Raw genomic sequence first — 14,419 nt, 5'->3', positions numbered from 1 at the left:
CGCAGGCCAGCACCCTGGTTGGGCACCGCTACGGCTGATCACATAGGGTGAAAAGAAAAACGGGAGGTTCGGCGTGTTCGTTGAACGGGCGCCACTTGTCGACTTAGTGTCCTGTTCGGAAGAGTCCAAGGAACAGACACACTGGTAACCCTAAACTTCAGCGTTAGGGTTCGGGTCGGCGTTCGGACCGTCCCACTTCGGCATCAGTCGTCGGATCGCGGGTACCCCGCGAGGCGGCGACACGTAACTCGAGGCGAGAGGCCTTCGACGTGGCAGCACCGCAGAACTACCTCGCAGTCATCAAAGTCATCGGTGTCGGCGGCGGTGGTGTCAATGCCATCAACCGGATGATCGAGGTCGGTCTCAAGGGCGTCGAGTTCATCGCCATCAACACCGACGCGCAAGCTCTGTTGATGAGCGACGCCGACGTCAAGCTCGACGTCGGCCGTGAACTCACCCGCGGACTCGGCGCCGGCGCCAACCCGGCGGTCGGCCGCAAGGCCGCCGAGGACCACCGCGAGGAGATCGAGGAGGTCCTCAAGGGGGCCGACATGGTCTTCGTGACGGCCGGCGAGGGCGGCGGCACCGGCACCGGCGGCGCGCCCGTCGTGGCCAACATCGCCCGCTCGCTGGGCGCCCTCACCATCGGCGTGGTCACCCGCCCCTTCACCTTCGAGGGCCGCCGCCGCGCCAACCAGGCCGAGGACGGCATCGCCGAGCTCCGCGAAGAGGTCGACACCCTCATCGTCATCCCGAACGACCGGCTGCTGTCCATCTCGGACCGCCAGGTCTCGGTGCTCGACGCCTTCAAGTCGGCCGACCAGGTCCTGCTCTCCGGTGTCCAGGGCATCACCGACCTCATCACCACGCCGGGCCTGATCAACCTCGACTTCGCCGACGTCAAGTCCGTCATGTCCGAGGCCGGCTCCGCCCTCATGGGCATCGGCTCGGCCCGCGGCGACGACCGAGCGGTGGCCGCCGCCGAGATGGCGATCTCCTCGCCGCTGCTGGAGGCGTCCATCGACGGCGCCCGCGGTGTGCTGCTCTCCATCTCCGGCGGATCCGACCTCGGTCTCTTCGAGATCAACGAGGCCGCCCAGCTGGTCAGCGAGGCCGCCCACCCCGAGGCCAACATCATCTTCGGCGCGGTCATCGACGACGCCCTCGGCGACGAGGTCCGCGTCACGGTCATCGCGGCCGGCTTCGACGGCGGCCAGCCCCCGGCCAAGCGGGACAACATCCTCGGCTCGGCCACGGCCAAGCGCGAGGAGCCGGCCCCGGTGCGGGCCCCCGAGACCCGCCCCTCCTTCGGCTCGCTCGGCAGCGTCAAGCCGAAGGAGGAGCCGGCGCCCGCCCCGGAGCCGGTGAGCGAGGTGCCCGTCGCCCCGCCGGTCCCGCCGTCCCGGTCCTACACGGACAGCGCGGCGGAGGAGCTGGACGTACCGGACTTCCTCAAGTGATAGGACAGCGCGAGAACGCGAGCGGCGCGCACTTCGCCTTCACCGACAGGTGGGGCGGGGTGAGCGCCGCTCCGTATGAGGAGCTCAATCTCGGCGGGGCGGTCGGGGACGACGCCGGCGCCGTGACGACCAACCGGGAACTGGCCGCGAAGTCGCTGGGCCTCGACCCCGGCCGGGTCGTCTGGATGAACCAGGTGCACGGCGCGGAGGTGGCGGTGGTCGACGGACCGTGGGGCTCCGCCGCCGACATCCCCTCCGTCGACGCGATCGTCACCACCGGGCGCGGTCTCGCGCTCGCGGTGCTCACCGCCGACTGCGTGCCCGTCCTGCTGGCCGACCCCGTCGCCGGGGTCGCGGCCGCCGCCCACGCGGGCCGGCCCGGGATGGTGGCCGGGGTCGTCCCCGCCGCCGTCCGGGCCATGATCGAACTCGGCGCCGACCCCGCGCGGATCGTCGCCCGCACCGGCCCCGCCGTCTGCGGCCGCTGCTACGAAGTGCCCGAAGCGATGCGCACCGACGTGGCCGCCGTGGAACCGACGGCGTACGCCGAGACCAGTTGGGGCACGCCCTCCGTGGATGTGAGCGCCGGAGTGCACGCCCAACTGGAGCGACTGGGGGTGCGCGACCGGCGGCAGTCGCCGGTGTGCACGCTGGAGTCACGCGACCACTTCTCGTACCGCCGCGACCGCACCACAGGGCGACTCGCGGGATATGTCTGGCTGGACTGATGGGCATGACCGACCGTAAGGCACAACTCGCCGCGAATCTGGCGCAGGTGGAGGACCGCATCGCGGCGGCGTGCACGGCCGCGGGGCGCAAGCGTGAAGAGGTGACCCTGATCGTGGTCACCAAGACCTATCCCGCGAGCGATGTGCGCATCCTGTCGGAGCTCGGTGTGCGCCATGTCGCCGAGAACAAGGACCAGGACGCGGCGCCCAAGGCGGCCGAGTGCTCGGATCTGTCCCTTGTGTGGCACTTCGTGGGGCAGTTGCAGACCAACAAGGTCCGTTCTGTGGTGCGTTATGCGGATCTCGTGCAGTCCGTCGACCGTTCCCGGCTCGTCACGGCGCTGTCGAAGGAGGCGGTCCGGGTCGGGCGCGAGGTGGGGTGCCTCATCCAGGTCGCCCTCGACGCCGACGAGAGCGGCCGGGGGGCGCGCGGCGGGGTCGGACCGGACGGAATCGCGGAGTTGGCCGATCTTGTGGCGGACTCGCCGGGTCTGCGACTCGATGGTCTGATGACCGTGGCGCCGCTCACCGGGGAGTACGCGGGGCGCCAAAGCGCGGCCTTCGGGCGGTTGATGGATTTGTCGACCGACCTGCGCCGCGACCATCCGGCTGCGAACATGGTCTCGGCAGGGATGAGTGCGGACCTCGAGGAGGCCGTCGCGGCCGGGGCGACACATGTGCGCGTCGGCACTGCGGTACTCGGAGTCCGTCCCAGGCTCGGGTAACGTCGCCAAGAAGTCGGACCACAGCAGAAAATATGGTCATTCCGTCGAAGGGCGGCGCAACGACCTCGTGGATCGCGGGCACTTGGGAAGTCGTCAGTCGATCCACCACAGAGCGGAGGACTCAGAGCATGGCCGGCGCGATGCGCAAGATGGCGGTCTACCTCGGCCTCGTGGAGGACGATGGGTACGACGGCAGGGGATTCGACCCCGACGACGACTTCGAGCCCGAGCTCGACCCCGAGCCCGAGCGGGACCATCGGCGCCATGAGCCGGTGCACCAGTCACACCAGTCACATCAGTCCCAAAGGGACGAATCGGTGCGAGTGGTGCAGCCCCCGGCGCAGCGCGAACCGGTGTCGCACGCCACTTCGCTCCCCGCGGAAACGGTGCGACCCGCCCGGATCGCACCCGTGGCGTCCATCACACAAGACCGTTCCAGTCTGGAGAAGAACGCACCGGTGATCATGCCCAAGGTCGTGTCCGAACGAGAGCCGTATCGGATCACGACGTTGCACCCGCGGACCTACAACGAGGCCCGTACCATCGGGGAACACTTCCGTGAGGGCACCCCGGTGATCATGAATCTGACTGAGATGGACGACACAGATGCGAAGCGACTTGTCGACTTTGCGGCGGGTTTGGTGTTTGGTCTTCACGGCAGCATCGAGCGGGTGACGCAGAAGGTGTTCCTGTTGTCGCCTGCTAACGTCGATGTCACGGCGGAGGACAAGGCCCGCATCGCAGAGGGCGGGTTCTTCAACCAGAGCTGAGACGCACCACCGGAAACAGCAGTACAGGCAGCACGGAACGGGGAGAGGGAAACACCGGACATGAGCGTGGTCTTGACGATCCTCTACATCGCGCTGACGGTGTTCTTCATCGTGCTGATCTTCCGGTTGGTCATGGACTACGTCTTCCAGTTCGCCCGCTCATGGCAACCCGGCAAGGCGATGGTGGTCGTTCTGGAGGCCACCTACACTGTCACTGATCCACCGCTCAAGCTTCTGCGGCGGTTCATTCCGCCGCTGCGTCTCGGGGGCGTGGCGCTCGACCTGTCCTTCTTCGTGCTGATGATCATCGTTTTTATCCTGCGCACGCTAGTGGCCAGCGGGATGGGAACGGTGTGAGAGATGCGGTCTTGCCGAATGCCGACGACTACGTTGAGGTGAAGAGATGCCGTTGACCCCCGAGGACGTGCGGAACAAGCAGTTCACGACCGTCCGCCTCCGAGAAGGCTATGACGAGGACGAGGTCGATGCCTTCCTCGATGAGGTCGAAGCCGAACTGACACGCCTGCTTCGTGAGAACGAGGACCTGCGTGCCAAGCTCGCCGCGGCCACGCGCGCTGCTGCCCAGAACCAGCAGAACATGCGCAAACCCCCTGAGCAGGACCAGCAGCAGGGCGGTATGCAGCAGGGCGGCATGCAGCAGGGCGGCATGCAGCAGGGCGGTATGCAGCAGCAGGGCATGCGAGGTCCCGGCGCTCCCGTACCCGCTGGGATATCGGGCCCGCCGCAGCAGATGGGGGGCCCCATGGGTGGCCCGCCCCAGCTGCCGAGCGGTGCGCCGCAGCTGCCCGCCGGCCCCGGTGGCCAGGGGCAGCAGGGTCCCGGACCGATGGGTCAGGGGCCGATGGGCCAGGGCCCCATGGGTCAGGGCCAGATGGGTCAGCCCCAGATGGGGCAGGGCCCGATGGGCGGCCAGCCGCCCATGCAGCAGATGGGGGGCCCGATGGGCGGCCCCATGGGTGGTCCGATGGGCGGCCCCGGTCAGGGCCCGGGCGGTGACAGCGCCGCGCGTGTGCTCTCGCTGGCCCAGCAGACCGCCGACCAGGCGATCGCCGAGGCCCGTTCCGAGGCCAACAAGATCGTCGGTGAGGCCCGCAGCCGCGCCGAGGGTCTGGAGCGGGACGCCCGTGCCAAGGCCGACGCCCTGGAGCGGGACGCGCAGGAGAAGCACCGCGTCGCGATGGGCTCCCTGGAGTCCGCCCGCGCCACGCTGGAGCGCAAGGTCGAGGACCTGCGCGGCTTCGAGCGCGAGTACCGCACGCGACTGAAGTCCTACCTGGAGTCGCAGCTGCGTCAGCTGGAGACCCAGGCGGACGACTCGCTGGCTCCGCCGCGCACCCCTGCGACCGCGTCGCTGCCGCCGTCCCCGACGCCGTCGATGGCGCCGGCCGGTGCGAGCGCGCCGTCGTACGGCGGACAGGGCATGGGTGGCACTGGGTCGCCGGCCGCTCCCTCCTACGGCGGTCAGCAGCAGATGTCTCCGGCCATGACCCAGCCGATGGCTCCGGTCCGGCCGCAGGGCCCGTCGCCGATGGGGCAGGCTCCCTCGCCGATGCGCGGGTTCCTCATCGACGAGGACGACAACTGATCATCACCCGCACGCCATAGGCGTCGGCGGCTTTCAGGGCGGGGCCCCGGACCTCTTCGGTCCGGGGCCCCGCCCTTGTGCTACGCGAGTTCGGGGTTTTTGGGGCGGTTGTTCGGAGGCAGGGCGGATGTTTTACGGACACCACGCCGAAGGCCCGGCGACACCACAGGATGTCGCCGGGCCTTCGGTCCCGCTCGGGAGGGCGGCTCAGTGAGCCCCCGTCACGCCTTGCGGAGGCGGAACGTCAGGGTCAGGGCCTCGTCCGTGAACGGGGCGCCGTAGGTGTCGTCGGCCTCTCCGGAGGCGAAGTCCGTCGCGAGGACCTCGTCGGCGATCAGCCCGGCGTGCTGCGTGAGCGCGTCGGTCACCGCCTCGTCGGTCGCGGTCCAGCGCAGCGCGATGCGGTCGGCCACGTCGAGGCCGCTGTTCTTGCGGGCCTCCTGGATCAGTCGGATCGCGTCACGGGCGAGGCCCGCGCGGCGGAGCTCCTCCGTGATCTCCAGGTCCAGGGCCACCGTCGCACCGGAGTCGGAGGCGACCGACCAGCCCTCGCGCGGGGTCTCCGTGATGATCACCTCGTCCGGCGCCAGGCTGATCGTCTCACCGTCGACCTCGACCGACGCCGTGCCCTCGCGCAGGGCGAGGGAGAGGGCGGCGGCGTCCGCGTTCGCCACGGCCTTGGCCACGTCCTGGACGCGCTTGCCGAAGCGCTTGCCGAGGGCGCGGAAGTTCGCCTTGGCGGTGGTGTCCACCAGGCTTCCGCCGACCTCGCTCAGCGAGGCGAGCGAGCTCACGTTCAGCTCTTCCGTGATCTGGGTGTGCAGCTCGGGGTCCAGGGAGTCGAACCCGGTGGCGGCCACCAGGGCGCGGGACAGCGGCTGGCGGGTCTTGACGCCCGACTCCGCGCGGGTGGCGCGGCCCAGCTCCACGAGACGGCGAACGAGCACCATCTGCTTCGACAGCCCGGGGTCGATGGCCTTGAGGTCCGCCTCCGGCCAGGACGCCAGGTGCACGGACTCCGGGGCGCCCGGGGACACCGGGACGATCAGGTCCTGCCAGACCCGCTCGGTGATGAACGGGGTCAGCGGCGCCATCAGCTTGGTGACCGTCTCCACGACCTCGTGCAGGGTGCGCAGCGCGGCCTTGTCGCCCTGCCAGAAGCGGCGGCGCGAGCGGCGGACGTACCAGTTCGAGAGGTCGTCCACGAACGCGGAGAGCAGCTTGCCGGCGCGCTGGGTGTCGTACGCCTCCAGGGACTGGGTGACCTGGTCGACCAGCGCGTGCAGCTCGCTCAGCAGCCAGCGGTCCAGGACGGGGCGGTCGGCGGGGGCCGGGTCCGCCTCGGAGGGCGCCCAGTTCGACGTACGGGCGTACAGGGCCTGGAAGGCGACCGTGTTCCAGTACGTGAGGAGGGTCTTGCGCACGACCTCCTGGATCGTGCCGTGGCCGACGCGGCGGGCCGCCCAGGGGGAGCCGCCGGCGGCCATGAACCAGCGGACCGCGTCGGCGCCGTGCTGGTCCATGAGCGGGATGGGCTGCAGGATGTTGCCGAGGTGCTTGGACATCTTGCGGCCGTCCTCGGCGAGGATGTGGCCGAGGCACACGACGTTCTCGTAGCTGGACTTGTCGAAGACCAGGGTGCCGACCGCCATCAGCGTGTAGAACCAGCCGCGGGTCTGGTCGATGGCCTCGCTGATGAACTGGGCCGGGTAGCGGCTCTCGAAGAGCTCCTTGTTCTTGTACGGGTAGCCCCACTGCGCGAACGGCATCGAGCCCGAGTCGTACCAGGCGTCGATGACCTCCGGGACGCGCGTGGCGGTGCTGCCGCAGCCGTCCTCGGGGCACGGGAAGGTGACCGCGTCGATGAACGGGCGGTGCGGGTCCAGCTCCGACTGGTCGGTGCCGGAGAGCCGGCTCAGCTCCTCGCGGGAGCCCACGCAGGTGAGGTGGCCCTCCTCACAGCGCCAGATCGGCAGCGGAGTGCCCCAGTAGCGGTTGCGGGACAGCGCCCAGTCGATGTTGTTGTTCAGCCAGTCACCGAAGCGGCCGTGCTTGACGGTGTCGGGGAACCAGTTGGTCTTCTCGTTCTCCTCAAGGAGGCGGTCCTTGACGGCGGTGGTGCGGATGTACCAGGACGGCTGCGCGTAGTAGAGGAGCGCGGTGTGGCAGCGCCAGCAGTGGGGGTAGCTGTGCTCGTACGGGATGTGCTTGAAGAGCAGGCCCCGGGTCTGGAGGTCCTCGGTGAGCTTCTCGTCCGCCTTCTTGAAGAAGACGCCGCCGACCAGCGGGACGTCCTCCTCGAACGTGCCGTCCGGGCGGACCGGGTTGATCACCGGCAGGCCGTACGCCCGGCACACCTTGAGGTCGTCCTCACCGAAGGCGGGGGACTGGTGGACCAGACCCGTGCCGTCCTCGGTCGTGACGTACTCGGCGTTCACCACGAAATGGGCGGCCTCGGGGAACTCGACGAGCTCGAACGGACGTTGATAGGTCCAGCGCTCCATCTCGGCGCCGGTGAAGGACTGGCCGGTGGTCTCCCAGCCCTCGCCGAGCGCCTTGGCGACGAGCGGCTCGGCGACGACGAGCTTCTCGGTGCCGTCCGTGGCCACCACATAGGTGACCTCGGGGTGGGCGGCGACCGCGGTGTTGGACACCAGCGTCCACGGCGTGGTCGTCCACACCAGGAGCGCGGCCTCGCCCGCGAGCGGACCGGAGGTGAGCGGGAAACGGACGTACACCGAGGGGTCGACGACCGTCTCGTAGCCCTGCGCCAGCTCGTGGTCGGACAGACCGGTGCCGCAGCGGGGGCACCAGGGGGCCACGCGGTGGTCCTGGACCAGCAGGCCCTTGTTGAAGATCTCCTTCAGCGACCACCAGACGGACTCGATGTACTCGGGCTCCATGGTCACGTACGCGTCGTCGAGGTCGACCCAGTAGCCCATGCGGGTCGTCAGGTCGGAGAACGCGTCGGTGTGGCGGAGCACGGACTCGCGGCACTTGGCGTTGAACTCGGCGATGCCGTACGCCTCGATGTCCTTCTTGCCGTTGAAGCCGAGCTCCTTCTCGACCGCCAGCTCCACCGGGAGGCCGTGGCAGTCCCAGCCGGCCTTGCGGGCCACGTGGTAGCCGCGCATGGTGCGGAAGCGGGGGAAGACGTCCTTGAAGACGCGGGCCTCGATGTGGTGGGCGCCCGGCATGCCGTTGGCGGTGGGCGGGCCCTCGTAGAACACCCACTCGGGGCGGCCCTCGGACTGCTCCAGGCTCTTGGCGAAGATCTTCTGTTCGCGCCAGAAGTCGAGCACGGCGTGCTCGAGCGCGGGCAGATCGACCTGGGCGGGCACCTGGCGGTACGTCGGCTCTGTCATGAGCGGGCTTCCTCCAACGGACTTGCTGCCTTCCGTCGGAGGGACGAGAGCCTTCATCCTTCGTACGCCGTGTGCGGCGCGCTCCCGCGGTACCACCCTCCTTGGCCCGTCCGTGCGGCGTACGCCGCGACGAGCCCTCTCATTGAGGTCGCGAGGCCGGGTCTACTCGCCGCGCCCCGAGGGGCTCGGCTTTCTTCCGGCGGCTCCGGGGTGATCTTCACGTCGCGCTCGCCCCCGGGCTTCCACCGTCCCCGGGTCGCTCTTGGCCGCGTACGGCGCTACTCGTCCCCATCCACGCTTTTCGCTGCGCCCAGTGTACGGCGCCGGGCGGACAGCGGCCGACCGGTTTCCCGCGGCCCGTCGAGGCCGCGGGGGGCCTGGGGCGGGCCCCGGTGGCCGGGTGGCGCGGTGACCTGCGGGGTGACCCGAATGGAGTGGCCGGGGCGTCCGGATCCCGGGACCTGCGGCGGGGCGGAATACCCGGCGGGGAGCTGGGCACAACGCTTGCAGGCTCGCCGCGCGACGGTCGCGGGGCGGTCGGAATGGGTGATCCGCCCCGTTGCCGCGGGACTCGGGTCGATTTATCGTCCCAGCACGATTCGCGTGCAAGATCACAATATGTGAAGGGGCCGCGGCCATGGTGGCGAAGGACGTGAGCGGCAAGAAGCGGGTCCCCGCGACCCCGGGAGCGAAGGCGGCCACCAGCAGGACGAGCGCCCGGGAGACGGACGCGGAGGCAGGCGCCGCGGGGAAGGAGGCCGCGAAGACCGCGGCGGTGGGGCCGAGGGCCGGGGTGGAGAAGGAGGGCACGCCGGGTGCCGGGGCCGTGAGGGTGACGAAGAAGAAGGCGGCCGGCACGAGCGCCGCGAAGAGGACCGCGACGAGGACCACGACGAAGAAGGCCGAGGCGAAGGAGACCGCGGCGAAGGAGACCGCGGCCAAGAAGGCCGAGGTGAAGGACGCCGCGGCCAAGAAGGGCGCGGCGAAGAAGACCGCGGTCGGGAGGACCGAGGGGAAGGGCACCGCGGCGAAGAAGGCCGCCGTGAAGAAGACCGCGGCCCGGAAGGCAGGGGTGAAGGAGACCACGGCCGCTCGGAAGGCCGCAGCGAAGGAGAGTGCCGCCGAGCAGTCCGCGGCCGGGAAGAACACGGCCACGAAAGCGGTGGCCGAGAAGGGTGCCTCCCCGAAAACGGTGGGCACGAGGAGCACATCCAAGAAGAGCACCGCCGAGAGCACCTCCGCGAAGAGCGAGGACGACAAGGCGGGCGCGGCCGAGGCCGCCGAGACGACGGGAGCCACGACGGTGGTTGCGAAGAACACTCCTGGTACGGCTACGGCGGCGAAGAAGCCCACCGCCGTCCCCAAGGCACGGCCCGCCGCGGCGGACCCCGGTGAGCTGGCGGTACGGCCCGGCGAGGACCCCTGGAGCGCGGAGGAGGTCGCCGAGGCCCGCACGGAGCTCCAGTCCGAGGCGACGCGGCTGCGGGCGGAGCTGGACGCCTCCGAGAAGTCGCTGACGGGCCTGATGCGGGACTCCGGCGACGGCGCCGGGGACGACCAGGCGGACACCGGGGCCAAGAACATCACGCGCGAGCACGAGATGGCGCTGGCCCACAACGCGCGCGAGATGCTCGACCAGACCGAGCGCGCCCTGGAACGGCTCGCCACGGGCACGTACGGCCTCTGCGAGAACTGCGGCAACCCGATCGGCAAGGCCCGCATGCAGGCCTTCCCCCGGGCCACGCTCTGCGTCGAGTGCAAGCAGAAGCAGGAACGCCGGTAGTGATCCCCGCCTGAGCCCCTGGTCCCGGAGGCCGTGTCGTACCTTTGTCCTCAGTCAGGAACCTAGGTTGAGGGACTCACGTGGCAGAGGCGGAGCGCATCATCGGTACGCCGGACATCCCAGAGGCGGCGGGCACGGACCCCGAGCAGTCCGACGGCGGGAACGGCGCGGACGCGGCGCGGGCCGACGCGCCCGCGCGCCCGCGCGGCAAGCGCCGTGTCGCCGTACTGTTCGGGGTCGCCGCGCTGGCGTACGCGCTCGACCTGGTCAGCAAGATGATCGTGGTCGCCAGGCTGGAGCACCACGAGCCGATCGAGATCATCGGCGACTGGCTGAAGTTCGAGGCGATCCGCAACGCGGGCGCGGCCTTCGGCTTCGGCGAGGCGTTCACGATCATCTTCACGATGATCGCGGCGATCGTGATCGTGGTGATCGCCCGGCTCGCCCGCAAGCTCTACAGCCTGCCCTGGGCGATCGCGCTCGGGCTGCTGCTCGGTGGCGCGCTGGGCAACCTCACCGACCGGATCTTCCGTTCGCCGGGCGTCTTCGAGGGAGCGGTCGTCGACTTCATCGCGCCCAAGGGCTTCGCCGTGTTCAACCTGGCGGACTCCGCGATCGTGTGCGGCGGCATCCTGATCGTGCTGCTGTCCTTCCGCGGGCTCGACCCGGACGGCACCGTCCACAAGGACTGAGCGCGCCGGGTACGGCCGGGATCGCGGGAGTTTTCCACAGGCGCGGTCGGGCGTGTCGTGGCGGTCCGGCATACTCGACGGGTGAGCACGCTTCCCGAGATCCGTACCCTGCCCGTGCCCGACGGCCTGGAGGGCGAGCGCGTAGACGCCGCCATCTCCCGCATGTTCGGCTTCTCCCGTACCAAGGCCGCGGAGCTCGCCGCCGCGGGGAAGGTCGCGGTCGACGGGTCGGTGGTCGGCAAGTCGGAGCGGGTGCGCGGCGGGGCCTGGCTGGAGGTCGAGATGCCGCAGGCGCCCGCGCCGGTGCGGGTGGTGGCCGAGCCGGTCGAGGGCATGGAGATCGTGCACGACGACGATGACGTGGTCGTGATCGCCAAGCCGGTCGGTGTGGCCGCGCACCCCAGCCCCGGCTGGTCCGGGCCGACCGTGATCGGCGGTCTCGCCGCCGCCGGGTACCGGATCTCGACGTCCGGCGCCGCCGAGCGCCAGGGCATCGTCCACCGGCTCGACGTGGGCACGTCGGGCCTGATGGTGGTCGCCAAGTCCGAGTACGCGTACACGTTCCTGAAGCGCCAGTTCAAGGAGCGGACCGTCGACAAGCGGTACCACACGCTGGTCCAGGGCCACCCCGACCCCACCAGCGGCACCATCGACGCGCCCATCGGGCGGCACCCGAACCACGACTACAAGTGGGCGGTCATCGCCGAGGGCAAGCCGTCCGTCACGCACTACGACCTGGTGGAGGCGTTCCGTGCCGCCTCCCTGCTGGACATCAAGCTGGAGACCGGGCGCACCCACCAGATCCGCGTCCACATGTCCGCCCACCGGCACCCGTGCGTGGGCGACCTGACGTACGGCGCCGACCCGACGCTCGCCAAGCGCCTCGGCCTCACCCGCCAGTGGCTGCACGCGGTCCGGCTCGGTTTCGAGCACCCCGGGGACGGCGGCTGGGTGGAGTTCGAGAGCGACTACCCGGCCGATCTGCAGAAGGCCCTCGACAAGGTGCGCGAGGAGACCTACGCGTGAGCGAGGGGCGCGTGAGCCGGGAGCCGGTCGCGTACGCCGTGCGTGTCGCCGACGACCCGGCCGACCGCGCGCTGTGCTTCGCGGTGCGCAAGGAGGTCTTCGTCGTCGAGCAGGGCGTGCCGGAGGACCTCGAGTACGACGCGTACGACGAGGTGGCCGTGCATGTGCTGGCCGTGCGGGACGACGGCGTGCCGCTCGGGGCCGGGCGGCTGCTCCACGGAGAGGCCGCCGCCCGCAAGACCGGTGGGGAGCCGGGCGCCGGGTCCCTGGGGCGGCTGGCGGTCGTGCGGGCGGCCCGGGGGCTGGGTGTGGGCGTCGCGCTGGTGCGGGCCGTCGAGGACGCGGCCCGCGCGCGGGGGCTGACAGCGGTGCATCTCGGCGCGCAGACGCATGCGCTGGGGTTCTACGAGCGGCTGGGGTACGAGGCGTACGGGCCGGAGTTCCCGGACGCGGGGATACCGCACCGGGCGATGCGGCGTTCGCTGTAGCGCGGGCGCCGACCGGGCCGGTACGGGCTGGAGACCGGGCCGGTACAGGGTGGACTGTGGGGCGCATGGCACTCTGGGGGCTGTTGAGGTAATCGTCCAGACCTCGTCGAGGTGCTCAGCGTGGATCAGTTGGCCCTGTTGTTCGTCCTGTTGCTGGGGGCCGTGCTGAGCGTGCCGGTGGGCGAGCGGTTGGGGCTGCCCGCGCCGGTGCTGATGACACTGCTGGGGATCTCCCTGGCCCTGCCGGGGTTCGTGCCCAACATCGACATCCCGCCGGAGTTCATCCTGCCCCTGCTGCTGCCGCCGTTGCTCTACGCGGCGGTGCGGCGGACCTCCTGGCGGCAGTTCGCGGCCAACCGGCGGCCGATCTTCCTGCTGGCCGTGGCCCTGGTGTTCGTGACCACCGCCGCCGTGGCCGCCGTGGCCCAGGCGATCGTGCCCGGGCTGCCCGTCGCCGCCGCCGTGGCGCTGGGCGCTCTCGTGGCGCCGCCCGACCCCGTGGCGGCGACGGCCGTGGCCGGCCAACTCGGGCTGCCGCGACGGCTGGTGTCGATCCTGGAGGGCGAGGGGCTCTTCAACGACGTGACCGCCATCGTGCTCTACCACGTGGCGATCGCGGCGGCCGTCAGCGGCTCCTTCTCCCTGCCCCACGCCGCGCTCCAGCTGGTGCTCTCCGGTGTCGTGGCCGTCGCCGTGGGGCTCGCGCTCGGCTGGGCGGCCAACAAGCTGATGGACTTCCTCGACGACGCCACGCTGCAGATCGGGCTGACCCTCCTCGTGCCGTACGCGTCGTACGTGATGGCCGAGGAGCTGCACGGGTCCGGGGTGCTCGCCGTGCTGACCACCGCGCTGTTCCTCGCGGAGTACGCGATCGGCGCGGACGACGTCATGACGCGGCTCGCCGGGCACACCGTCTGGGACGTGGTCGACACGCTGGTCACGGGGGTGGCGTTCGGGCTGATCGGGCTGGAGCTGCACAACGCGATCAGGACGGCGTCCGGGCGGTGGGCCGACATGCTGGGCTGGGCGGCGGCGGTCGTGGCCGTCGTGGTGCTGGTACGGCTGCTGTGGCTGCTGCCGGCCACATGGCTCGCCCGGCGGCTGCACGCGAGGCGCGACTACGACGAGGAGATCCCCGTGTCGTGGCGCGAGACCGTGGTGATGTGGTGGTCGGGGATGCGGGGGGTGGCGTCCGTGGCGCTGGCGCTGGCGATTCCGCTGGAGACGTCGGACGGGGCGCCCTTTCCCGATCGGGACGAGATCGTGTTCATCGCGTTCGGCGTGATCATGGCGACGCTGGTGTTGCAGGGGCTGACGCTGCCCTGGCTCGTACGGCGGTTGGGGGTGCGGGCGGACGAGGGGGCCGGCAAGGAGTTCGAGAAGACCCTGGCGGTGCGGGCAGCCAAGGCGGCGAAGCGGCGGCTGAAGGAGATCGAGGACGAGGAGGAACTGCCGGAGGAGATGGCCGAGCGTCTGCTGCGGCGGGCCTTCGAGATCGGGGTGCGGATCAGCCCCGAGGTGGGCGAGGAGGAGCGGCGGGAGGGCCATGAGCAGCGGGTGCGGCGGCTGCGGAGGATGCGGCGGATCCAGGGGGAGATGCTGAGCGCGGCGCGGCACGAGGTGCTGGCGGCGCGGAGTGAGCCGGGGGCGGACCCCGAGGTGGTGGACCGGGTGCTCCGGCACCTGGACGTGCGGAGTCTGCGCTGACCGCGCGCGGCCGGGGCGGGTTCGTGATCCGGTGGTGAGGAGTGCATGACGTATGGGGTGAGGGGGTGT

12 protein-coding genes are annotated in these 14,419 nt (G+C 70.6%); 11 read left to right on the top strand and 1 reads right to left on the bottom strand.

Annotated features, from left to right (window positions below; translation table 11 throughout):
- The first annotated feature begins 269 nt into the window (after positions 1–269).
- The 6 genes from ftsZ to ACZ4Z2_RS06020 all read left to right on the top strand — a co-directional run bounded on the left by ftsZ (position 270) and on the right by ACZ4Z2_RS06020 (position 5,289).
- A complete protein-coding gene (gene ftsZ / locus ACZ4Z2_RS06045; RefSeq protein ID WP_468072810.1) occupies positions 270–1,460 on the top strand; it encodes a cell division protein FtsZ in 1,191 nt (396 codons plus the stop codon).
- Positions 1,457–2,188, top strand: coding sequence for a peptidoglycan editing factor PgeF (gene pgeF / locus ACZ4Z2_RS06040; RefSeq protein WP_468072808.1), 732 nt, complete (start codon positions 1,457–1,459; stop codon positions 2,186–2,188). The genes ftsZ and pgeF overlap by 4 nt, the downstream gene beginning before the upstream one ends.
- A gap of 5 nt (positions 2,189–2,193) precedes the next feature.
- Positions 2,194–2,913, top strand: coding sequence for a YggS family pyridoxal phosphate-dependent enzyme (locus tag ACZ4Z2_RS06035; RefSeq protein WP_468072806.1), 720 nt, complete (start codon positions 2,194–2,196; stop codon positions 2,911–2,913).
- A gap of 128 nt (positions 2,914–3,041) precedes the next feature.
- Positions 3,042–3,683, top strand: coding sequence for a cell division protein SepF (locus tag ACZ4Z2_RS06030; protein ID WP_468072804.1), 642 nt, complete (start codon positions 3,042–3,044; stop codon positions 3,681–3,683).
- Between the two features lie 60 nt (positions 3,684–3,743).
- On the top strand, positions 3,744–4,040 hold the full coding sequence (locus ACZ4Z2_RS06025) for a YggT family protein (protein WP_055521870.1): 297 nt from the start codon (positions 3,744–3,746) through the stop codon (positions 4,038–4,040).
- A 46-nt stretch (positions 4,041–4,086) separates the two neighbouring features.
- Positions 4,087–5,289, top strand: a complete 1,203-nt coding sequence (locus ACZ4Z2_RS06020; protein WP_468072802.1) for a DivIVA domain-containing protein — start codon at positions 4,087–4,089, stop codon at positions 5,287–5,289.
- A gap of 221 nt (positions 5,290–5,510) precedes the next feature.
- Here ACZ4Z2_RS06020 and ileS read toward each other — a convergent pair whose 3' ends face one another.
- Positions 5,511–8,654 carry an isoleucine--tRNA ligase gene (gene ileS / locus ACZ4Z2_RS06015; RefSeq protein ID WP_468072800.1) on the bottom strand — a complete coding sequence of 1,048 codons (3,144 nt, stop codon included), beginning with the start codon at positions 8,652–8,654 and terminating at the stop codon, positions 5,511–5,513.
- A 637-nt stretch (positions 8,655–9,291) separates the two neighbouring features.
- On the opposite strand from ileS, the gene ACZ4Z2_RS06010 reads away from it, so the two are divergent.
- The 5 genes from ACZ4Z2_RS06010 to ACZ4Z2_RS05990 all read left to right on the top strand — a co-directional run bounded on the left by ACZ4Z2_RS06010 (position 9,292) and on the right by ACZ4Z2_RS05990 (position 14,350).
- Complete coding sequence (locus ACZ4Z2_RS06010) at positions 9,292–10,437, top strand: TraR/DksA family transcriptional regulator (protein WP_468072798.1); 1,146 nt, start codon at positions 9,292–9,294, stop codon at positions 10,435–10,437.
- 80 nt (positions 10,438–10,517) lie between these two features.
- On the top strand, positions 10,518–11,129 hold the full coding sequence (lspA, locus tag ACZ4Z2_RS06005) for a signal peptidase II (RefSeq protein ID WP_468072796.1): 612 nt from the start codon (positions 10,518–10,520) through the stop codon (positions 11,127–11,129).
- Positions 11,130–11,210: 81 nt separating this feature from the next.
- Positions 11,211–12,155, top strand: coding sequence for an RluA family pseudouridine synthase (locus ACZ4Z2_RS06000; protein WP_468072794.1), 945 nt, complete (start codon positions 11,211–11,213; stop codon positions 12,153–12,155).
- 11 nt (positions 12,156–12,166) lie between these two features.
- Positions 12,167–12,643, top strand: a complete 477-nt coding sequence (locus ACZ4Z2_RS05995) for a GNAT family N-acetyltransferase (RefSeq protein ID WP_468072896.1) — start codon at positions 12,167–12,169, stop codon at positions 12,641–12,643.
- Between the two features lie 120 nt (positions 12,644–12,763).
- Positions 12,764–14,350 (top strand): Na+/H+ antiporter, encoded by a 1,587-nt coding sequence (locus tag ACZ4Z2_RS05990; RefSeq protein ID WP_468072792.1) that lies wholly within the window; start codon positions 12,764–12,766, stop codon positions 14,348–14,350.
- Positions 14,351–14,419 lie beyond the last annotated feature (69 nt).

Source organism: Streptomyces sp. NPDC030183 (assembly GCF_055573455.1).
Note: the sequence above shows the minus strand (reverse complement) of the source record. Positions and strands in the feature narration are given on the sequence as shown.